This is a genomic window from Roseateles sp. GW821-FHT02E12 (assembly GCF_059421665.1).
This window is the reverse complement of record NZ_JBWKVK010000003.1, coordinates 916495-936183: the sequence shown is the minus strand read 5'-3', so window position 1 is coordinate 936183 and position 19689 is coordinate 916495. Positions and strand designations below refer to the sequence as shown.

Sequence of the window (19689 nt, the reverse complement as noted above, 5' to 3'; positions counted from 1 at the left end):
TTTCACGAGTGTCGGCCACCAAAAACTGGGCGGAAATCCGCACAAACCGCACGGGTCGCGGGCGGTTCCCCGCCAGGCCCGAAAATACCGTTGCCGAGGCTGCCAACACCGCCCCGGCGTGGGCAAACTACACCGCCCCTGCCATGGTTGTGCCCGAATCCCTTCGCCCCCGCGCGCTGCGCCTGCTCCGGCTGTTGAGCCGCCCGGGCTTTCATCTCTTCCTGACCGGCCTCCTGATGGTGCTCGGCTTCGTGCTCGCGCACCGCTTGAGTGAACGCAGCGGCCGCGAACAGCTGTCGGCCCTCAGCACCGAGCGGCTGGAGCTGTACGCGTCCAACCTCGCCGCCGAGCTGGGCCGCCATGCCTCCCTGCCCAGCCTGCTCGCCATCGCACCCACGCTGCAGGCGCTGATGCAGGCCCCCGACGACCCAGCAGCCCGCCTGGCCGCGAGCCAGATGCTGGCGCGCGTCAATGTGCGGGCGGGCACCCACCAGATCTTTGTCGCTACGCCGCAGGGCCAGGTCTTGTCCGCCAGCGAGGCGCTGACGCCGCCGGCCCGCCTCGCCGAGGCGCTGGCCCAGGGCCGCGTCCACTTCTTCGCCGCCGACCCCAACACCGGCAGCACCGACTTCTACCTGCTGCACCCGCTGCGCCAGGCCAATGCGGCGGCGGGCGTCATCGTTGTGCGCTTCAACCTTGCGCCGCTGGAGGCCACGTGGGTGGACCTGGGCCTGCGCTCGCAGGGTGAACGCATCCTCGTCGCCGACGACCAGGACGTCGTCATCATGAGCTCGGTGCAGGCCTGGAAGTACGCGGTGCTGGACCATGCCGACCCATCGCGCCGCCAGGCCCTGCAGGCCAGCGCGCGCTACCCTCAAGCCATCGGCCCCGACCTGGACCTGCCGGCCTCGCTGGAGGTGCACCAGGGCCAGTGGGTGAAGCTGCCCCTGCCGGATGCTTCTGGCGCCAAACCCATGCTGGCCCAGCAGCGCCAGATCGTGCCGCTGGGGCTGCGCCTCGTGGCGTTGTCGGACCTGACCGAGGTGAAGCAGCGTGCCCAGCTCGCCGCCTGGGGTGGCGCAGCCTTCGGCGCCAGCATCGGCCTGCTCGCGCTCTACCTGTCGTCGCGCCGGCGCGCGCTGCGCCAGCTGACCCAGGCCCAGGCCGCCCTGCGCCAGACGCATGCCCAGTTGGAGCAACTGGTGGACAGCCGCACCGCCGAGCTGCGCCAGACCAACGATGCGCTCAAGACCCAGATCGCCCAGCGCCTGCAGACCGAGGGCGAGCTGCTGCAGGCCAGCAAGCTGGCCGTGCTGGGCCAGATGTCGGCCGGGCTGTCGCACGAGGTCAACCAGCCGTTGACGGCGCTGCGAGCGCTGGCGCGCAACTCGATCCGCCTGCTGGAGAGCGGCCGGCACGATGCCGTGGCCGCCAACCTGCAGATCATGGACGACATGGTGGAGCGCATGAGCCAGATCACGCGCCAGCTCAAGAGCTTTGCGCGCAAGGCCGACGAGCAGGTCACCAGCGCTGTGCCGCTGCTGGACTGCGTGCGCAACGCGCTATTGCTGCTGGAGCACCGCAGCCGCACGCTCGACCTGCAGACCGAGATCGACGTGCCGGCCGGCCTGCGCGTGCGGGCCGAGGCCAACCGGCTGGAGCAGGTGCTGGTCAACCTGTTCGGCAACGCCATCGACGCGATGCAGAACGAGACCGAACGCCGATTGGGTGTGCGGGTCATCGCACAGGACGGCGGGCGTCGCGCCCTCGTCCGAGTTCAGGACAGCGGCGCGGGTGTCGGCGAGGCCGACCTGCAACGTCTGTTCGAGCCCTTCTTCACCACCAAGCCCGCTGGCGAGGGCCTGGGCCTGGGCCTGGTGATTTCGGCCAAGATCGTGAATGAGTTTGGCGGCACGCTGCGCGCGGAGCGGCTGGAGCACGGCATGAGTTTCGAGTTCGACCTCGGGGTTGAAACCTGGGAGCACCAAGATGTTTGAAGGCTACAAGGTCGTGTTCGTCGAGGACGACCTGCCGGTGCGGGTCAGCCTCACGCAAACGCTGGAGCTGGAAGGCTTCACCGTCCAGCCCTGCCGCACGGCCGAGGAGGCCCTGCCCCACATCCAGCCCGGCGCACCCATCGTCGTCATCACCGACGTGCGCCTGCCTGGCATGGATGGCCGCGCGCTGCTGGCCCATGTGCAGGCGACAGACCCCAGCATCCCCACCATCCTCATCACCGCCCATGGCGACGTGACGATGGCCGTGCAGTCCATGCGCGCGGGTGCCTACGACTTCATCGAGAAGCCCTTCGCCCCCGAGCGCCTGCTGGACGTAACCCGCCGCGCGCTGGACCTGCGCACGCTGCGCCACTCGGCCGACGAGCTGCGCGCCCAGCTGCAGCGCGCCAGCGGCATCGAGGCTGCGTTGCTGGGCCAGTCACCGGCCATGCAGCAGCTGCGGCGCCAGGTGCTGAACCTGGCCGGCACCTCCGCCGACGTGCTCATCGTCGGCGAGACCGGCACCGGCAAGGAGCTGGTGGCCCGCTGCCTGCACGACCAGAGCCTGCGCCGGGACCGGCACTTCGTCGCCATCAACTGCGGCGGCCTGCCCGAGGCGCTGTTCGAGAGCGAGCTGTTCGGCCACGAGCCCGGCTCTTTCACTTCGGCCGCCAAGCGCCGCATCGGCAAGATCGAGCACGCCAACGGCGGCACGCTGCTGCTGGACGAGATCGAGACCATGCCCATCGCGCTGCAGATCAAGCTGCTGCGCGTGCTGCAGGAGCGGCGCATCGAACGCCTGGGCTCCAACGAGGAGCTGCCGATCAACGTGCGCTTCATCGCGGCCAGCAAGTCAGACCTGAAGGAGCAGGCCGCCAAGAACGAGTTCCGCAGCGACCTCTACTACCGCCTCAACATCGCCACGCTCACGCTGCCGCCGCTGCGCGAACGCCGTGAAGACATCCCGCTGCTGTTCGAGCATTTCGTGGTGCAAGCCTGCGTCCGCTACGAGCGAGCCGCACCCGAGCTGACGCCCGAGAAGCTGCGCGAACTGATCGCTCACGACTGGCCGGGCAACGTGCGCGAGATCCGCAACGCGGCCGACCGCTTCGTGCTGGCGCTGGACGACCTCGACCCCCAGGCCGCCCTGCAGGCCGTGCCGGCGCTGAACCTCGCGCGGCAGATGGACCTCATCGAAAAGACGCTCATCGAACAGGCGCTGCGCCGCTGCCAGGGCAAGGTGCCGGCCGCCATGGAGCTGCTGGGCACGCCTCGCAAGACGCTGTACGACAAGCTGCACCGGCATGGCATCCAGCTGGATGCGTTTCGCTAGCGGTACTTGTCGGGGTCTGGCGAATCGGTCGGATTGGCGATGACGCGCCGGAAGGCCGCGCTCATCGGCAGCTTCAGGTTCAGCCCCTGAGACGGCAGCGGCGATTCGAACCAGCGGCGGTAGATGGCATGGATCTCGCCGCTGCGGTACAGGGCAGCCAGCACCTCGTCCACCAGCGCCTTGAACTGGGGGTCGTTCTTGCGCAGGCCGATGGCATAGGGCTCGACGGTCAGGGCCTGGTCGGAGATGCGGTAGTCATCGGCACCCGGCCCCTGCTGAGCCAGAAGCGCACGCAGCAGCACGTCGTCCATCAGGAAGGCCGACGCGCGGCCGCTGCGCAGCATCTGGAAGCCTTCCGGGTCGTCCAGGCCACCGAGGATGCGGATGCCCAGGCCTTGCTTCTCGTTGACCTTGGCGAGGTGCTGGATGCTGGTGGTGCCGATGGTTGAGGCAACAGCCAAGCCGCGCAGGTCGGCCAGGCCTTGCACGCGCTCACCGCCACGGGTCATCAGCCGCGTCTCGGCGACAAAGATGGTCAGCGAGAAGGCCTGATTGCGGGCCCGCTCGGCGGTGTTCGTGGTGATCCCGCATTCCAGGTCCAGCGTGCCGTTGATGACCAGCGGCATGCGCGTGGCGGATGCAACCTCGACGCGACGCACTTCCAGGTCCGGCTGCTGCAGCTTGCCGCGAACGGCCGCAACGATGCGGTCGCAGAGCTCGACCGTGTAGCCTGTGGGGCGTAGCTGAGCGTCGAGGTAGGAGAACGGCAGCGAGGCGGGGCGGTAGCCGATGACGATGACGCCGGTGTCGCGCACACGGGTCAGCGTCGGGCCATCGGCCGCGTGCGCCGCACCCAGGCACAGCGCCAGCAGCGCCGCGCTAGCCCTGGCCAGCCGCTTCATCGTCCAGCCGGCGCAGTTCGGCAAGTTTGTCGGCAATGCGTGCCTCCAGGCCGCGCGGCACGGGCTGGTACCAGCGTTGGTCCTCCAGGCCGTCGGGCAGGTATTGCTCGCCAGCCGCATAGCCACCGGGTTCGTCGTGCGCGTAGCGGTAGGCCTTGCCGTAGCCGAGGTCCTTCATCAGCCTGGTGGGCGCGTTGCGCAGGTGCACGGGCACCGGGCGCGAGGTGTCCTGCTTGATGAACGCCTTCACCTCGTTGAAGGCCTTGTAGACCGCGTTGGACTTGGCCGCGACCGCGAGGTACACGACCGCCTGCGCCAGCGCCAGCTCGCCCTCGGGCGAACCCAGGCGTTCGTAGGTGTCCGCCGCGTCCAGCGTCATGCGCAGCGCGCGCGGGTCGGCCAGGCCGATGTCCTCGCTGGCCATGCGGATGAGTCGGCGCGCGATGTAGCGGGCGTCCACGCCGCCGTCCAGCATGCGTGCGAACCAGTACAGCGAGCCGTCCGGATTGCTGCCGCGCACGGACTTGTGGAGCGCGCTGATGACGTCGTAGAACTGGTCACCGCCCTTGTCGTAGCGGCGCAATTGCTCGCCCAGCGTGCGCTCCAGCAAGGCTTCGTCGATGAGCGTGCCATTGGCCAGCGCCGCGGCGGATTCCAGCGCGTTGAGCAACCGGCGCGCGTCGCCGTCGGCGTAGCCGATGAGGCGGTCGGCGGCATCTTTCGTTGGCGGCTCGACGCCAAGCTCCGTCGCGCCGCGAGCGATGAGCTGGCCCAGCTCTTCCGCATCCAGGCTCTTCAGCACCTGCACCTGGGCGCGTGACAGCAGCGCCGAGTTGACCTCGAAGCTGGGGTTCTCGGTCGTCGCGCCAATGAATGTGAACAGGCCCGACTCGACATGCGGCAGGAAGGCGTCCTGCTGGGCCTTGTTGAAGCGGTGCACCTCGTCCACGAAGACGACGGTGCGCCGGCCCTGCTGTGCGGCGATCTGCGCGCGGTCCACGGCCTCGCGGATGTCTTTCACGCCACCCAGCACCGCCGAGATCGCGATGAACTGCGCGTCGAAGGCGCCAGCCACGAGGCGCGCCAGCGTCGTCTTGCCGACACCGGGCGGGCCCCACAGGATCATGCTTTGCAGCCGCCCCGCCTCGAAGGACGCACGCAGCGGCATGCCGGGGCCCAGCAGATGGCGCTGGCCGATGACTTCGTCCAGCGTCTTCGGGCGCAGCCGTTCGGCCAGCGGTGGCGCGGGCGGGTCGGCGTCGAAGAGCGAACCGGTGCTCACGGTCCGATCACTGCTCGATCAGGTCAGCCCCGGCCGGCAGCTTGAACTGGAAGCGTTCGGCGCCAACGGCCACATTGGTCTGCACGGCGCTGAAGTCCAGCCGCGAGCGCTGGCCGAAGCCGTCGACGATCTCCATCGCGGCGAGTTCCTTGGCGCGAAAGCCCAGGCGCAGCGACTGGATCGTGGACTCGGCCTGCTTGGGCACGGCCTGCACCCACTCCACGCCGGCTTCGGCAGGCTGAGCTTTCAGCGCGAAGTCGCGCTCGAGGTTGCCGCCAGCCAGCAGGGCCGCGGGCGTGGCGCCCAGCGCATCGGCAAGCTTGCGTGAGCTCGCCTGGTTGAGGTCGGCGTCGTAGATCCACACCTTCTGGCCGTCGGCCACGATGACCTGCTCGAAGGGCTTGGCGTAGGCGAAGCGGAACTGGTTGGGGCGCTGGAACTCGAAGCTGCCGGAGGACACCTTCTTGCGCTTGCCATCCGGCGAAGTGACGGTCTGCGTGAAGTTGGCCTTGCCGCTCTTCACGTCGCGGGCGAAGTCGCGCAGCGCATCAACGCCATCGGCGCGGGCCGCGGAGGCAGCGATCAGCAGCGTCAGGGAAAGCAGGAGTTTTTTCATTCGTCTCGTTTGGGAACGATCAGTTCACGGCTGCCGTTGGATGCCAGAGCGCCAACGAGGCCCGAGTTCTCCATCTGCTCCAGCAGCCGCGCGGCGCGGTTGTAGCCGATGCGCAGATGGCGCTGCACCAGAGAAATCGACGCCTTGCGGTGCTGCAGCACGATGGCCACGGCCTGGTCGTACATGGGGTCGGCCTCGCCGGCGGCCTCGCCCGGCGCGGGCGCCTCGCCTCCAGCGTCGTCGAGCACGCCACCTTCGAGAATGCCTTCGATGTAATTCGGCTCACCTTGGGACTTGATGTACTCCACAACGCGGTGGACCTCGTCGTCGCTGACAAAGGCGCCGTGCACGCGGATGGGCAGGCCGGTGCCGGATGGCATGTAAAGCATGTCGCCCATGCCCAGCAGCGCCTCGGCACCCATCTGGTCGAGGATGGTGCGGCTGTCGATCTTGGAGCTGACCTGGAAGGACAGGCGGGTCGGGATGTTGGCCTTGATAAGGCCGGTGATGACGTCGACCGACGGCCGCTGCGTGGCCAGGATCAGGTGAATGCCGGCCGCGCGGGCCTTCTGCGCCAGGCGGGCGATCAGCTCCTCGATCTTCTTGCCGACGACCATCATCAGGTCGGCCAGCTCGTCGATGACGACAACGATGAAGGGCATGCGATCCAGCGGCTCGGGCTCGTCGTTGCTGAGGCTGAACGGGTTGGGAATGCTGATGCCGTTGGCCTTGGCCTCGTCGATCTTCTTGTTGTAACCGGCCAGGTTGCGCACGCCGACCTTGGACATGATCTTGTAGCGGCGCTCCATCTCGCCGACACACCAGTTCAGCGCGTTGCTGGCCTGCTTCATGTCGGTCACGACCGGTGCCAGCAGATGCGGAATGCCCTCGTAGACACTCATTTCCAGCATCTTGGGGTCGATCAGGATGAGACGAACGTCGCGGGCCTCGGCCTTGTAGAGCAGGCTGAGGATCATCGCGTTGATGCCGACCGACTTGCCTGAACCGGTCGTGCCGGCGACGAGGCAGTGCGGCATCTTGGCGAGGTCGGCGACGATGGGCAGGCCGACGATGTCCTTGCCCAGGCCCATGGTCAGCTGGGATGCGGCGTCAGCGTAGACCTGGGAGCCGAGGATCTCCGACAGGCGGATGGTCTGGCGGCGCGCGTTGGGCAGCTCCAGCGCCATGTAGTTCTTGCCCGGGATGGTCTCGACGACGCGGATGGACGTGAGGCTCAAGCTACGCGACAGATCCTTGGCCAGGCCGACGATCTGCGAGCCCTTCACGCCGGTGGCCGGTTCGATCTCGTAGCGCGTGATGACCGGGCCGGGCGACGCGGCGACGACATGCACCTCGACGCCGAAGTCGCGCAACTTCTTCTCGATGAGGCGGCTGGTCATCTCCAGCGACTCAGGCGTGACAGTGGTTTCCTGGCGTGCTGGTGCGGCGTCCAGCAGGTCCACCTGTGGCAGCTTGGCGTCGCCGGCATCGACGAACAGCGTCTGCTGGCGCTCCTTGGCCACGCGCGTGGACTGCGGCACCTCGACGACGGGCGCCTCGATGACGAGCGGCGCGTGTTCGGCTTCGACCTGGCGCTCGATCTGGCGCTCGACCTCCACCTCCTGCTCGCGCTCCTTCACGGCCTGCTCGCCAGCCTTGTGGTCGGCCTTGATCTCGCGCTTCTCGATGTGCTGCTCACGCAGCTGCTCGATGCGCTCGCCGATGGACTCGGCCAGATGGCCCCAGGAGAAGCGCAGCGCCCAGGACATGCCGGTCAGCAGCAGCACGATCCAGACGACGCCCGAGCCGGCAAAGCCCAGGCCCTTCATGCCCAACGGGCCCAGCGTGTAACCGATGAGGCCGCCCGCATGCCCGGGCAGGCGAGGCTCGACGGCGTAGAGCCGGCTCCACTCCAGCGCGCAGCTGGCGCCGATCAGCAGCAGCACGCCCGCACACCAGCGCAGGCGCCGGCTCCAGCGCACAGGCTCCGGCGTGTCATGGCGCAGCAGGCCCGCCAACCCGCGCAGCCAGGCCCGCACGGCCAGCACCGGCAGCCACCAGGCGGAGAAGCCGAACAGGAAAAGCAGGCCGTCCGACACCCAGGCGCCGAAGCTGCCGACGCGGTTGCCAACGAGATCGCGCTGGCCGCTGGTCGTGAAGGCGGCGTCGCGGATGTCATGTGTGGCCAGGGCCAGCACCAGCAGCGCCAGAACAAGGGCCGTCAGGGCCAGCCACAGCGGCGTGCGCAACAGCCGCGATGCGGCAGACGGCGGGACCGCGTCGCGCTTGGGCGCCTGGCGACGAACGGGCTTGGTGGGGCTGGCGGCTTCACCGGCGGCATCGTCACCGCCGAGCAGGGAACCGAGGGGAAAACTCATCCCCGCATTGTCACCGTCAATCGTGGGTCAGGCGTTCCTTGATGACCACCGAACCGTTCTCAAGCGTTTCAATGACGCCGCGCTCTTCCAGGTCCTTCATGACCCGGCTGACCATCTCGCGCGATGCGCCGACGACCTTGGCCATGTCCTGGCGCGAAACCTTGCCGCGGATGAGCTTGATGCCCTTCTCATCTTCGGACATGTCCAGCAGCGTGCGCGCCACGCGGCCGTAGACGTCCAGCAACGCCAGCGACTCGATCTGGCGGTCGGCGTTGCGCAGCCGCGCCACCAGCCCGCGCAGGATGCCGTAGGACAGGCTGCTGCTCTCCGGCAGGCAGCGCGCGAACTCCAGGCGGCCGAGCACCAGCATGTCGGTCTGCACCTCGGCGCGAACGGTGGCCGAGTGCGGCTCGTTGTCGATGAGGCTCATCTCGCCCACGTAGTCGCCCGACTGAAGCACGGCCAGGATGACCTCACGGCCCCGGTGGTCGGCTGTCAGCACGCGGGCGCGACCGTTCAGCAGGATGAAAAGTGCGTTGGACTTGGTGCCCTGCTCGACGATCAGTTCGCCGCGCTTGAAGCGGCGCTTCACGACGCTGTCGGCGATGGACTGAGCCTGATCGGTGGTCAGCATCGAGAACAACGGAACCCGGCGGATCAGGTCGAGGTTGGAAATCATCGCCATATGCAGTCTCCCGGTTTGGACCCAGGCCGGCGGCAAGAAATGCGCCTGCCTAAAATGGCGTGCATTGTGCACACGCGGCACGCTTCGCCGCATCGGGTTAGGCCGGGGTTCACCCCTAAGACACCCTTGCGAGCCTCCAGAACGCCCTCAACTGACCCGTCATGACCGCTACAACCCAACACCACGGCCTGCTCATCCTCGGTTCCGGCCCCGCCGGTTACACGGCCGCCATCTATGCCGCCCGTGCCAACCTCAAGCCCACGCTGATCACCGGCATGGCCCAGGGGGGGCAGCTCATGACGACGACCGAAGTCGACAACTGGCCGGCCGACGTGATGGGCGTGCAGGGGCCTGAGCTGATGCAACGCTTCCAGGAGCACGCTGAGCGCTTCCAGACACAGATCGTCTTCGACCACATCAACGCGGTCGACTTCTCCAAGCGCCCCTTCACGCTGACCGGCGACAGCGGCACCTACACCTGCGACGCGCTGATCATCGCGACGGGCGCCTCCGCCAAATACCTGGGCCTGGATTCTGAGCAGGCCTTCATGGGCCGCGGGGTCAGTGGTTGCGCGACCTGCGACGGCTTCTTCTATCGCGGCCAGGAAGTCTGCGTCGTCGGCGGCGGCAACACGGCTGTCGAGGAAGCGCTTTACCTGTCCAACATCGCCAGCACCGTCCACCTGATCCACCGCCGCGACAAGTTCCGCGCCGAGCCCATCCTGGTCGACAAGCTGATGGAGAAGGCCGCTGCCGGCAAGATCAAGCTGCACCTCTTCCAGCAACTGGACGAAGTGCTGGGCGACGCCTCGGGCGTAACCGGCGTGCGCACCCATAACGTGAAGGACGACAGCAAGGCGGAGATCACCGTCCATGGCTGCTTCATCGCCATCGGCCACCAGCCCAACACCGACATCTTCAAGGGTCAGTTGGAGATGAAGGACGGCTACATCATCACGAAGAGCGGCCTGGCCGGCTTCGCGACGATGACCAGCGTGCCCGGCGTTTTCGCTGCTGGCGACGTGCAGGACCATGTCTACCGCCAGGCCATCACCAGCGCCGGCACGGGCTGCATGGCCGCCCTGGACGCGCAGCGTTTCCTGGATCAGGAGGCCGGCTGAGCAAGGCCCTTCCGGGTTTGCGGGTTTTCCGCTACACTCGCGGGCTTGCCTGCCGGATGGATCGCATCCAAAGCTTTCAGCTGAGGAATAGCAGGCATTTGCGATCAAAGGGCCTCCCGAAGTCGGGAGGCTGGTCAGATAAGTCAAACCGGAGAAGCGTCATGGCACGCGTCTGTCAAGTCACGGGCAAGAAGCCCATGGTCGGGAACAATGTTTCCCACGCCAACAACAAAACCAAGCGTCGGTTCCTGCCGAACCTGCAATACCGCCGTTTCTGGGTGGAATCGGAAAATCGTTGGGTGCGCCTGCGCATCACGAACGCTGCTCTGCGTTTGATCGACAAGGTCGGCATCGACCAAGTCGTCGCCGATCTGCGCGCCAAGAACGCGCTCTGATCGTCGCTCACTGACCTAACGAAGGAATACGACCATGGCATCCAAAGGCGGCCGCGAGAAGATCAAGCTGGAGTCCACTGCGGGCACCGGTCACTTCTACACGACGAACAAGAACAAGAAGACCACGCCCGAAAAGCTCGAATTCATGAAATTCGATCCCAAGGTGCGCAAGCATGTCCTGTACAAGGAAATCAAGCTGAAGTGACGCGCTCGGCGATTTGATCGCCGGCCTTCCCAGCAAGAAAAACCCGCCAAGCGGCAACGCTGGCGGGTTTGTTCATTTTGGGCTGCAAGTTCAGCGGTTAGGCGCCGCAGCCACGGTCGGGCTGAATTCACGCTGCATCCAGCGGTCGATCATGCGCTTCTCATAGCGCAGCGAGTCGCCGCTGTAATAGGCGTTGAAGCCGTCCTGATAGTTCATGTCGCGCAGGCGCGTCTTGCCTTGCTGCACGACCTTGCCACCCTCGCGGATCTCATAGCTCAGCTCGATGGATGGCGACGTTATGGTGCGCATCACGCGCAGCCACTGGCCGCGCCATACAAAGGGTTCGACCTCACCCGCCAGATCCACATCCGACACGTCGAAGCGGACGTCACGCCCCGGCAGCCGCTTCTCGGCCTGCGCCACGAGGTGGGCCTCGATGTCCTTGAGCACATCCGGCTGACGGAAGCCGTTGTTGTCCTTCGTGTCCGAGAACTTCTCGGGGTTGATGAAGTTCACCTGCACGTCAGCGTGTGCGGCGGTGGATGCGAGAGCCATCACGGCCAGGGTGATCCAACAGGTCTTCATGGCAAGCCTCCTTGAGTCAGCGACTGCATGCCCCAAGTCTAGGCCAGACCAATGAAAAAGGCGCCCGAAGGGGCGCCCTTTACACCTGCGAAAACTCGCCTCAGGCGTGAGCGGCGCGCAAGCGCATAGAGAAGGCCTGCAGCTCGGCAATGCCACTCTCTTCGGCACGACGGCACCAAGCCTGCAAGTCGGCAACGAGTTGCTCGGCCGACACGTTCGTGCGCGTCCACATCTGACGCAGCTCCTCGCGCATCGTCACCAGCTTGTCGATCACCGGGCTGGCGGCTCGCGCATTGGCCAGATCGCCTTGCACGGCGACCGGAATACGGTCCTCGTCACGGTGCAGCCAGCGCTGAGCTTGCTTGAACTGGGCGAAACGCTCGCTGTGCTTACCGCTATCAGCCTGGACCTTGGCCAGTTCGGCTGCGCAGGCGGCCCTCAGGCCGCGGGCATAGCTCGCCATGACTTCGTAGCGGTTGGCGATCAGCGCCTCCAGCGTGCGGGCATCGGCGGCCGGCTTGATCTCGCCCAGGCTCAGCTTGGGCGCCGTCTTGCGAACCTTGGCCCAGCCGACCATTTCCATCGCACGGATGTAAGCCCAGCCGATGTCGAACTCGTATTTCTTGACCGAGAACTTGGCCGACGTCGGGTAGGTGTGATGGTTGTTGTGCAGCTCTTCACCGCCAATCAGGATGCCCCAGGGCACCACATTGGTGGACGCGTCGGGCGCTTCAAAGTTGCGATAGCCCCAGTAGTGGCCGATGCCGTTGATGACGCCCGTCGCCCAGACCGGAATCCACGCCATCTGAATGGCCCAGACCGTCGCACCGATGCCGCCGAACATCAGCAGGTCCAGGATCAGCATCAGCGCCACGCCCTGCCAGGAGAAGCGGGTGTACAGGTTGCGCTCGATCCAGTCGTCCGGCGTGCCGGTGCCGTACTTGCGCATGGTCTCCATGTTGCGCGATTCGGCGCGGTAGAGCTCGACGCCGGTCAGCAGCAGGGCCTTGAGGCCACGGGTCTGCGGGCTGTGCGGGTCTTCCTCGGTTTCGCACTTGGCATGGTGCTTGCGGTGGATGGCGACAAATTCCTTGGTCACCATGCCCGTCGTCAGCCAAAGCCAGAAGCGGAAGAAATGCGACGGAATCGGGCCCAGTTCCAGCGCACGGTGCGATTGAGCACGATGCAGGAAGATAGTGACCGAACAGATCGTGATGTGAGTCACAACCAGGGTGAAGGCCAACACCTGCCAGCCACTGGCGTTGAGCAGACCATCGCCCAGCCAGTTGAGCAGCGCATTCAGGATTTCGTTCATTCGTCCAAGACCTCGGCCAGAAGGGCCATGCAAAGGAAACGCAATTGTAGGGGCACCTCCCCAAAAACAAGGGGGTTGGCCCCGCGCATTCGGGCGTCAGCGTGTGAATCGACGCGGTCTTTGATACCGGTCAAGCCGCCCGCTCCCACGCGACGGCAAAAAAGCCGTCGGTGGCATGTCGATGCGGCCACAGGCGCAGCGCGCCCTCTTCCGTCAGTTCACCGGCGCGTTCAACCTGCGCCTTTGCCAGCGCCTCGGCGGCATCAAGCTGGCGGAAATCGGCATGAGCTGCCGCGAACTCCGCCGCAATGACCTCGTTTTCAGCTTCCAACAGGCTGCAGGTCGCGTACACGAGGCGGCCACCCGGCTTCACAAGGCGGGCGGCGCTGGCCAGGATGGCGCGCTGTTTGGCCTGCAGTTCGGTCACGGCCTGGGGCGACTGGCGCCATTTCAGGTCAGGGTTGCGGCGCAGCGTGCCCAGGCCCGAGCAGGGGGCGTCGACCAGCACACGGTCGATCTTGCCGGCCAGTCGCTTGATGCGGTCGTCGCGCTCATGGGCGATCTGGGCCGGGTAGACGTTGGACAGGCCGCTGCGTGCCAGGCGCGGCTTGAGCGCCGTGAGTCGGTGGCCGGAGACATCGAAAGCGTAGAGCCGCCCCGTGTTGCGCATGGCCGCGCCCAGGGCCAGCGTCTTGCCACCCGCGCCGGCGCAAAAATCCACCACCATTTCGCCACGCTTGGGTGCCAGCAGCAGGGCCAGCAGCTGGCTGCCTTCGTCCTGCACCTCGACACCGCCACTGGTGAACAGCTCCAGCTTGTTCAACGCCGGCTTGCCGTCGATGCGCAGGCCGAGGGGCGAATACGGCGTGGGCACGGCGTCGATGCCGGCGGCCTTGAGCTGGGCCTGGGCCTCCTCGCGCTTGAGCTTGAGCGCATTGACCCGCAGGTCAAGCGGCGCCGGTTCGTTCAGCACGGTGGCGAGCTTCCAGAACTCCTCTTCGCCCAACCGGGCCCGCAGCGGCTCCGCCAACCATTCGGGCATGTTGTGGCGCATCTTGGACGCCAGACTCATGGGGTCGATGGCCTGAACCTGCTCCAGCCAATGCTGTTCGGCAGGGCTGAGAGCCCCACGCAGGAAACCGACATTGCCGCGCCAGGCCAGCATGGCCAGTCGGCGGTGCATGGAGCCGCTGCCGCTCTGGGCCAGATTCTGGAACTTGATTCGCTCGCGCAGCAGCGCGTAGACGGTCTCGGCGAGGCAGGCGCGCTCGCGCTGGCCGAGGTTCTTGTGTTGACGAAAGAAGGCCGAGACGGTGGAGTCGGCCGGGGCTTCGAGCTGGTTGACGACGGCGATCAGCTCGGCGCACAGCTCCAGGAGGGCATTAGGATGCATCGCCGCATTATCCCAAGCCCGCCCCGCCACCCTGCATGAACCTCTGGACCCAGTTGCGTCTGCGCCCTCGCCTGCTGATGGCCATCCTGCTGGGCAGCGCGCTGGCAGCCTTCTGGCCGGGGCCGTTGCCAGTGATGACGCGAGCCCTCATCGGCTGGAATCTGGTGGTCTGGATCTACCTGCCGCTGGTGCTGTGGATGATGCTGTGCAAGGCGGGCGCGGCGGACGTCCAGCGCTCCGCGCGCAGCCTGGCCGAGGGCATACCGGTCATGCTGATGCTGGCCGTGCTGGGTGCGCTGGCCAGCCTGGCGGCGATCACGCTGGAGCTGCAAGCGGCCAAGCAGGCCCATGACTCGCGCTATGTGCTGCTGGCGCTGACGACCGTGGCCGGCTCCTGGCTGCTGCTGCCAGTCGAGTTCGGCCTGGCTTACGCCAGCCTCTACCACCGCCAGGGCAAGGCCGATCACGGCCTGGAGTTCCCCGGCGACGACGGCCCGCCGGATTACGGCGATTTCCTGTATTTCTCGATCACCGTCGCGGCCACGTCGCAGACCTCGGACGTCGTCGTCAGCGCGCGGCCGATGCGCCGGCTGGTGCTGCTTCAAGCCTTGCTGGCCTTCGTCTTCAACACCGGCGTGCTGGCGCTGTCGATTAACATCCTGGCCGGCCTGATCAGCTGAGCAGCAGTTGCTGGGCCGCGCCGTCGCGGTGGCGCACCACCTCGCCGTCCCACACCAGCGAACCTTCCGCAAACCAGCGCACCGCCTGCGGGTAGATGCGGTGCTCCGCTGTCAGCACGCGGGCAGACAGCGTCTTGGCGTCGTCGCTCGGCTGAACCGGCACGACACCCTGCATGACGATGGCGCCGTGGTCCAGCTCGGCGGTGACGAAATGCACCGTCGCGCCGGCGATCTTGCAGCCCATCTCCAGCGCCCGCTCATGCGTGTGCAGGCCCGTGAAGGCCGGCAGCAGCGACGGGTGGATGTTGAGCATGCGGCGCGCATAGCGGGCCGTGAAGCCCGGCGTCAGGATCCGCATGAAGCCGGCCAACACGACGAGATCGGGCGTGAAGCCATCGATGACGCGGGCCAGCTCGGCGTCGAAATCCTCGCGGATGGCATAGGCCTTGTGGTCGACGACGGCCGTCGCAATACCGCGCTCGGCCGCGAACTGCAGGCCGCCGGCATCGGGCCGGTTGCTGATGACGGCGGCGATCTGCGCCGGCCAGCCCTCAGCGGAACACGCCTTGACGATGGCCTCCATATTGGAGCCTCGTCCGGAAATCAGAATGACCAGTCGCTTCATGGGGGTGGCAGTTTAGGGGAGCGACAATCCGCGCCCCATGTCGACGACACCCTCCCCCACCCGCCAGCGCGTCCTGTCGGGCATGCGCCCCACCGGCGCCCTGCACCTCGGCCACTACCACGGTGCGATCAAGAACTGGGTGCGGCTGCAGGACACGCACGACTGCTTCTTCTTCGTCGCCGACTGGCATGCGCTCACCACCCAGCGCCCGAGCGGCGAGACGCTGACCCGCCACGTCTACGAGATGGTCACCGACTGGCTGGCCGCCGGCATCGACCCCGAGCGCTGCACCCTCTTCCTGCAAAGCCGCATGCCCGAGCATGCCGAGCTGTTCACCCTGCTGGCCATGTGCACGCCTTCCTCGTGGCTGGCGCGCATGCCGAGCTACAAGGACCAGGTCGCCGCCGACCCCGAGCTGGCGACCTACGGCTTCCTCGGCTACCCGCTGCTGCAGGCGGCTGACATCCTGCTCTACAAGCCCGCTGGCGTGCCGGTGGGTGAAGACCAGGCAGCCCACGTCGAGGTGACGCGAGAGGTCGCACGCCGCTTCAACCGGCTCTATGCCGAGGCCGCGCCGATCTTTGTCGAACCCCAGGCGCTGTTGACCGAAACCGCCCGCGTGCCGGGTCTGGACGGCCAGAAGATGAGCAAGAGCCTGGACAACGCGATCGCGATGCGCGACGAGCCCGAGGCCGTCGCCGTCAAGATCCGCACGATGCCGACCGACCCGCAGCGCGTGCGCCGCACCGACCCCGGCGACCCGGCCCGCTGCCCCGTCTGGCCGCTGCACCAGATCTACAGCGACGACGCCACCCGCGCAGCCTGCGACAGCGGCTGCCGCACGGCCAGCATCGGTTGCCTGGACTGCAAGCAGCCGCTGATCGAGGCCATCCAGCGAGAGCAGGCGCCCTGGCGAGAGCGCGCCGCGGCGCTGGACCCGCAGCAGGTGCAGTGGACGCTGGAGGTCGGCACCGAACGCGCACGAGCCGTCGCGCGCAAGACGCTGCGCGAGGTGCGCGCGGCCATGGGGCTGGTCGCTTGAGTCTCGAAACGATCCATGTCACCGACCTCGAAGCCGCCATCAACTGGTGGCGCGAGCGTTCGCCGTCGCCCGATGGCATCAGCGCCGCCCCGGAAGTGCGTGCGCTGGCCGAGGCCTACGCGCTGCTGGCGTGGCAGCGTGTCAGCGAGCTGGACGTCGACGCACTGAGCGACAAGGCCCTGAGCGCATGGCTGGCCTGGTACGAAACCACGCCGGATTCGCCCTGTATCGCCATCTGCTCCACGGCGCAGGGTGACCCGATCTGCAAGGGCTGTGGCCGCACTTTCGACGAGGTGCAGCACTGGCCGGCGCTCGGCCCCTTCGAGAAGCGCATCGTCTGGCAGCGCATCAGCCAGCAAGGCACGGCCTGGCGCTTCAACCGTTACGCCGAACGCGCACAGAAATGACCCGCATCCGCTTCAGCGACAGCGTTCGCCGCCTCGTGCCACTGGCCTGGCCCGTCCTCATCGGCCAGATCGCCGTGATGATGTTCAGCACCATCGACACGCTGATGATGGGCCGCGTCAGCCCCGAGGACCTGGCCGCGCTGGCCGTCGGCTCAGCGGCTTACGTGACCATCTTCGTGGGCCTGATGGGCGTCATCCTCGCGGTCGCGCCGATCTCGGGCCGGCAGTTCGGCGCCCAGGATCTGCCCGGAGCCGGCAGCACTTTTGTGCAGGCTCAATGGTTGTCGGTGTTGCTGTGCATCCCGGGCTGCCTGGCGCTGTGGTTCCCCGATCCCTTCACCGCGCTGGCCCAGCTCGATGCCGTCCAGGCCGCCAAGGTGCGCGCCTACACGCGGCCCGAGGCCTTTGCGCTGCCGGCCGCCCTGCTCTTCACCGCTTTCCGGGGCTTCTCCACCGCCGTCAGCCGGCCCAAGGCCGTCATGGCGATGCAGCTCACCGGCCTGGCCGCCAAGGTGCCGCTGAACGCCATCCTCGTGTTCGGCTGGGGCCCGATTCCCGCGATGGGCGTGGCCGGCTGCGGCTGGGCAACGGCCATCGCCTTGATCGGCCAGGCCGGTGCCGCGATGCTGCTGCTCAGGCGCGATGCCTTCTACCTGCCCTTCAAGATCCCGCATCTTTGGCAGACGCGGCCGCATTGGCAAGAGCTCGCGGCCCTCGTGAAGCTGGGCCTGCCGATGGGCGGCTCCATCCTCGTCGAGGTGACGGGCTTCACCTTCATGGCCTTCTTCATCGCGCGCCTGGGTGCAACGCCGGTGGCTGGCCACCAGATCGCCGTCAACCTCGTCGCGATGATGTTCATGATCGCGCTAGCGCAGGCCACGGCCGCCGGCACCCTCGTCGCCCAGCATCTCGGCGCGGATGAGAAGCGCGAGGCGCGCATCGTCGGCCGGCATGCGATGACGCTGGCCGCGTTGACCGCGGCAGCCGTCGGCGCCGTCGTCGCACTGGCGCGCGAGCCTATCGTCGCCCTCTACACATCCAATTCCGCGACGGCAGCGGCCGCGCTGCCGCTGCTCGTCTGGGTCTGGTTCTTCCACCTCGGCGACGCGATGCAGACAGTGGCCGCCTACGTGCTGCGCGCCTACCAGGTCGCCACGCTGCCGATGGTCATCTACGTCGTGGCACTTTGGGGCCTGGGCATTGGCGGCGGCTACTTCCTGGCCTTCGGCGCCCACGGTGAGGGTGCGTTGGGCTTCTGGCAGGCAGCCACGGCCGGCCTGCTGGCCGCCGCGCTGTTGCTCAGCCTGCTGCTGAAGCGCGTCTTCAACGAGAACCGCTGATCAGCTTTTCGCCGTCGCAGGCAGGAAGAGCACGAAGCGACTGCCGCCACCGTCGCGCGCCAGGCAGCGCACGCTGCCACCGTGGCGCTCGGCGATCTGCTTGACCAGGCTCAGCCCGAGGCCCACGCCGCCCGCCATCTCGGCGTGGCCGGGCAGGCGGTAGAAGGGCTCGAAGATGCGTTCGCGCAGTTCGGCCGGCACGCCGGGGCCACGATCAGCCACGACGAATTCGTAGCCGCCGGCCGCCGGCCGCAGCGCCAGCTCCACCTCGGGCCCGCCGTAGCGGCGCGCGTTGTCGAGCAGATTGCGCAGCGCGCGGCGCAGCAGGCGCTCCTGGCCGTCCACAAGTGCGGAGTCGGTCTCGGGCTCGAAGGCGGTTTCCGCGCGGGCGGCTTCCTCGGCACCCAGGGCGAGCAGTTCGACGGCGTAGGTGTCGCCAACCGAGCTGCCGGCTTCCAGTCGGCTGGCCAGCAACACCTCTTCGACGAGGGCATCAAGCTCGGCGATGTTGACGTCGATCTCGTGCGCAAGGCGCTGGCGCTGCGCCGGCGCAGCGTCGTCCAGCATCGCAAAAGCCATCTTCAGCCGCGCCAGCGGCGAGCGCAGCTCGTGGCTGGCATTGGCCAGCAGCGTCTGGTGGGAGCGCAGCAGCGTCTCGATGCGGGCGGCGGCCTGGTTGAAGCTTGTGGCCAGCGCGGCCACCTCGTCACGGCCGCCGTCGTCGACACGATGGCCGAGATGGCCTGCGCCGAACTTCTCGACACCACGCTTGAGCGCTTCGAGCCGACGTGTCAGCCGGCGCACGACCGGGTAGGCGCCCACGGCGACGCCGATGAAGAGCAACACCAGCACGACGGCCAGCGTCGACACGGCCGGCGCGCCGGGCGACACCGGGCGGTGCAGCCAGGGGCCGGTCCAGGGACCTTCGTCCCCGCGAGGCAGGCGCACGCCGGGGCCACCGCCGCCGCCCGGGCCGGAAGCACTGCCCTGCGGACCTGGCGGGCGCACGCTGCGCACCATCTCCAGGCTGCGCCCGTCGCCCAGGTTGGCGCTGACGACGATGGCACCAGGGTCATCCACACGGCGCTGGAACATCTGCGTTGTCGCGATGCGCTTGCCGTCGGCATCTTCCAGTGCCACCGGCATGCGCAGCCGCTGGCCCCAGTCCGCAAAGGATGCCGCCTGCTCCTCGCGCGGCGCCGTGACCGGCGGCAGCGCGAGCTTGAGCAACGCCGCCATCGCGTTCAACCGCTCCCCGGCCGCCAGCTCGACGTTGCCGCGCTCCTGCTCGATATGGCGCTGGAACAGCCAAGCCGAGCCGAAGGCAAAGGCCAGCAGCAGCGCTACCAGCGTCAGGTAGATGCGGACGTAGAGTGACTTCAAGCCAG

Annotated in this window: 19 protein-coding genes; 9 read left to right on the top strand and 10 right to left on the bottom strand. The window is 67.4% G+C overall.

The window, feature by feature from the left end; translation table 11 throughout:
* Nucleotides 1-149 precede the first annotated feature (149 nt).
* Together AC07V5_RS22180 and AC07V5_RS22175 are read left to right on the top strand one after the other, a co-directional pair.
* Nucleotides 150-1997 carry a sensor histidine kinase gene (locus AC07V5_RS22180; RefSeq protein WP_495117875.1) on the top strand — a complete coding sequence of 616 codons (1848 nt, stop codon included), beginning with the start codon at nucleotides 150-152 and terminating at the stop codon, nucleotides 1995-1997.
* The gene (locus tag AC07V5_RS22175) at nucleotides 1990-3330 is read left to right on the top strand and encodes a sigma-54-dependent transcriptional regulator (RefSeq protein WP_495117874.1); all 1341 of its coding nucleotides are present in this window, start codon (nucleotides 1990-1992) and stop codon (nucleotides 3328-3330) included. The genes AC07V5_RS22180 and AC07V5_RS22175 overlap by 8 nt, the downstream gene beginning before the upstream one ends.
* On the opposite strand, the gene AC07V5_RS22170 is transcribed toward AC07V5_RS22175, so the two are convergent.
* From AC07V5_RS22170 to AC07V5_RS22150, 5 genes are read right to left on the bottom strand one after another with little or no spacing between them, the layout of a single operon-like run.
* Nucleotides 3327-4232, bottom strand: coding sequence for an amino acid ABC transporter substrate-binding protein (locus tag AC07V5_RS22170; protein WP_495117873.1), 906 nt, complete (start codon nucleotides 4230-4232; stop codon nucleotides 3327-3329). The genes AC07V5_RS22175 and AC07V5_RS22170 overlap by 4 nt on opposite strands.
* Nucleotides 4210-5514, bottom strand: coding sequence for a replication-associated recombination protein A (locus AC07V5_RS22165; RefSeq protein WP_495117872.1), 1305 nt, complete (start codon nucleotides 5512-5514; stop codon nucleotides 4210-4212). The genes AC07V5_RS22170 and AC07V5_RS22165 overlap by 23 nt, the downstream gene beginning before the upstream one ends.
* A gap of 7 nt (nucleotides 5515-5521) precedes the next feature.
* Complete coding sequence (gene lolA / locus AC07V5_RS22160; RefSeq protein ID WP_495117871.1) at nucleotides 5522-6130, bottom strand: outer membrane lipoprotein periplasmic chaperone LolA; 609 nt, start codon at nucleotides 6128-6130, stop codon at nucleotides 5522-5524.
* Complete coding sequence (locus AC07V5_RS22155) at nucleotides 6127-8508, bottom strand: DNA translocase FtsK (protein WP_495117870.1); 2382 nt, start codon at nucleotides 8506-8508, stop codon at nucleotides 6127-6129. Before AC07V5_RS22155 ends, lolA begins: the two co-directional genes overlap by 4 nt.
* Before the next feature lie 16 nt (nucleotides 8509-8524).
* Nucleotides 8525-9193, bottom strand: a complete 669-nt coding sequence (locus AC07V5_RS22150) for a Crp/Fnr family transcriptional regulator (protein ID WP_056196243.1) — start codon at nucleotides 9191-9193, stop codon at nucleotides 8525-8527.
* Between the two features lie 161 nt (nucleotides 9194-9354).
* Here AC07V5_RS22150 and trxB point away from each other — a divergent pair, with 161 nt between their 5' ends.
* The 3 genes from trxB (at nucleotide 9355) to rpmG (ending at nucleotide 10914) form a co-directional block, all read left to right on the top strand.
* Nucleotides 9355-10314 carry a thioredoxin-disulfide reductase gene (gene trxB / locus AC07V5_RS22145; RefSeq protein ID WP_495117869.1) on the top strand — a complete coding sequence of 320 codons (960 nt, stop codon included), beginning with the start codon at nucleotides 9355-9357 and terminating at the stop codon, nucleotides 10312-10314.
* Between the two features lie 161 nt (nucleotides 10315-10475).
* Complete coding sequence (gene rpmB, locus AC07V5_RS22140; RefSeq protein WP_495117868.1) at nucleotides 10476-10709, top strand: 50S ribosomal protein L28; 234 nt, start codon at nucleotides 10476-10478, stop codon at nucleotides 10707-10709.
* A gap of 34 nt (nucleotides 10710-10743) precedes the next feature.
* Entirely contained in the window at nucleotides 10744-10914 is a 171-nt protein-coding gene (rpmG, locus tag AC07V5_RS22135) for a 50S ribosomal protein L33 (RefSeq protein WP_056274272.1), read from the top strand.
* A gap of 90 nt (nucleotides 10915-11004) precedes the next feature.
* Here rpmG and AC07V5_RS22130 read toward each other — a convergent pair whose 3' ends face one another.
* The 3 genes from AC07V5_RS22130 to AC07V5_RS22120 all read right to left on the bottom strand — a co-directional run bounded on the left by AC07V5_RS22130 (nucleotide 11005) and on the right by AC07V5_RS22120 (nucleotide 14207).
* Nucleotides 11005-11499 carry a DUF3016 domain-containing protein gene (locus tag AC07V5_RS22130; protein ID WP_495117867.1) on the bottom strand — a complete coding sequence of 165 codons (495 nt, stop codon included), beginning with the start codon at nucleotides 11497-11499 and terminating at the stop codon, nucleotides 11005-11007.
* A gap of 100 nt (nucleotides 11500-11599) precedes the next feature.
* A complete protein-coding gene (locus AC07V5_RS22125; protein ID WP_495117866.1) occupies nucleotides 11600-12814 on the bottom strand; it encodes a DesA family fatty acid desaturase in 1215 nt (404 codons plus the stop codon).
* 130 nt (nucleotides 12815-12944) lie between these two features.
* Complete coding sequence (locus AC07V5_RS22120) at nucleotides 12945-14207, bottom strand: RsmB/NOP family class I SAM-dependent RNA methyltransferase (protein ID WP_495117865.1); 1263 nt, start codon at nucleotides 14205-14207, stop codon at nucleotides 12945-12947.
* A gap of 35 nt (nucleotides 14208-14242) precedes the next feature.
* Between AC07V5_RS22120 and AC07V5_RS22115 the strand changes: the two genes are divergently transcribed.
* Complete coding sequence (locus AC07V5_RS22115; RefSeq protein WP_495117864.1) at nucleotides 14243-14887, top strand: DUF1345 domain-containing protein; 645 nt, start codon at nucleotides 14243-14245, stop codon at nucleotides 14885-14887.
* Here AC07V5_RS22115 and purN read toward each other — a convergent pair.
* Nucleotides 14880-15512, bottom strand: coding sequence for a phosphoribosylglycinamide formyltransferase (gene purN / locus AC07V5_RS22110; RefSeq protein WP_495117863.1), 633 nt, complete (start codon nucleotides 15510-15512; stop codon nucleotides 14880-14882). The genes AC07V5_RS22115 and purN overlap by 8 nt on opposite strands.
* Nucleotides 15513-15549: 37 nt before the next feature.
* Here purN and trpS point away from each other — a divergent pair, with 37 nt between their 5' ends.
* The 3 genes from trpS to AC07V5_RS22095 are packed head-to-tail and all read left to right on the top strand — an operon-like array spanning nucleotide 15550 to nucleotide 18301.
* A complete protein-coding gene (trpS, locus tag AC07V5_RS22105; RefSeq protein WP_495117862.1) occupies nucleotides 15550-16554 on the top strand; it encodes a tryptophan--tRNA ligase in 1005 nt (334 codons plus the stop codon).
* The gene (locus tag AC07V5_RS22100) at nucleotides 16551-16961 is read left to right on the top strand and encodes a DUF3717 domain-containing protein (RefSeq protein WP_495117861.1); all 411 of its coding nucleotides are present in this window, start codon (nucleotides 16551-16553) and stop codon (nucleotides 16959-16961) included. Before trpS ends, AC07V5_RS22100 begins: the two co-directional genes overlap by 4 nt.
* Entirely contained in the window at nucleotides 16958-18301 is a 1344-nt protein-coding gene (locus tag AC07V5_RS22095; RefSeq protein ID WP_495117860.1) for an MATE family efflux transporter, read from the top strand. Before AC07V5_RS22100 ends, AC07V5_RS22095 begins: the two co-directional genes overlap by 4 nt.
* Here the strand turns inward: AC07V5_RS22095 and AC07V5_RS22090 are convergent, their stop codons facing one another.
* Nucleotides 18302-19684 (bottom strand): HAMP domain-containing sensor histidine kinase, encoded by a 1383-nt coding sequence (locus AC07V5_RS22090; RefSeq protein WP_495117859.1) that lies wholly within the window; start codon nucleotides 19682-19684, stop codon nucleotides 18302-18304.
* Between the last annotated feature and the right edge of the window lie 5 nt (nucleotides 19685-19689).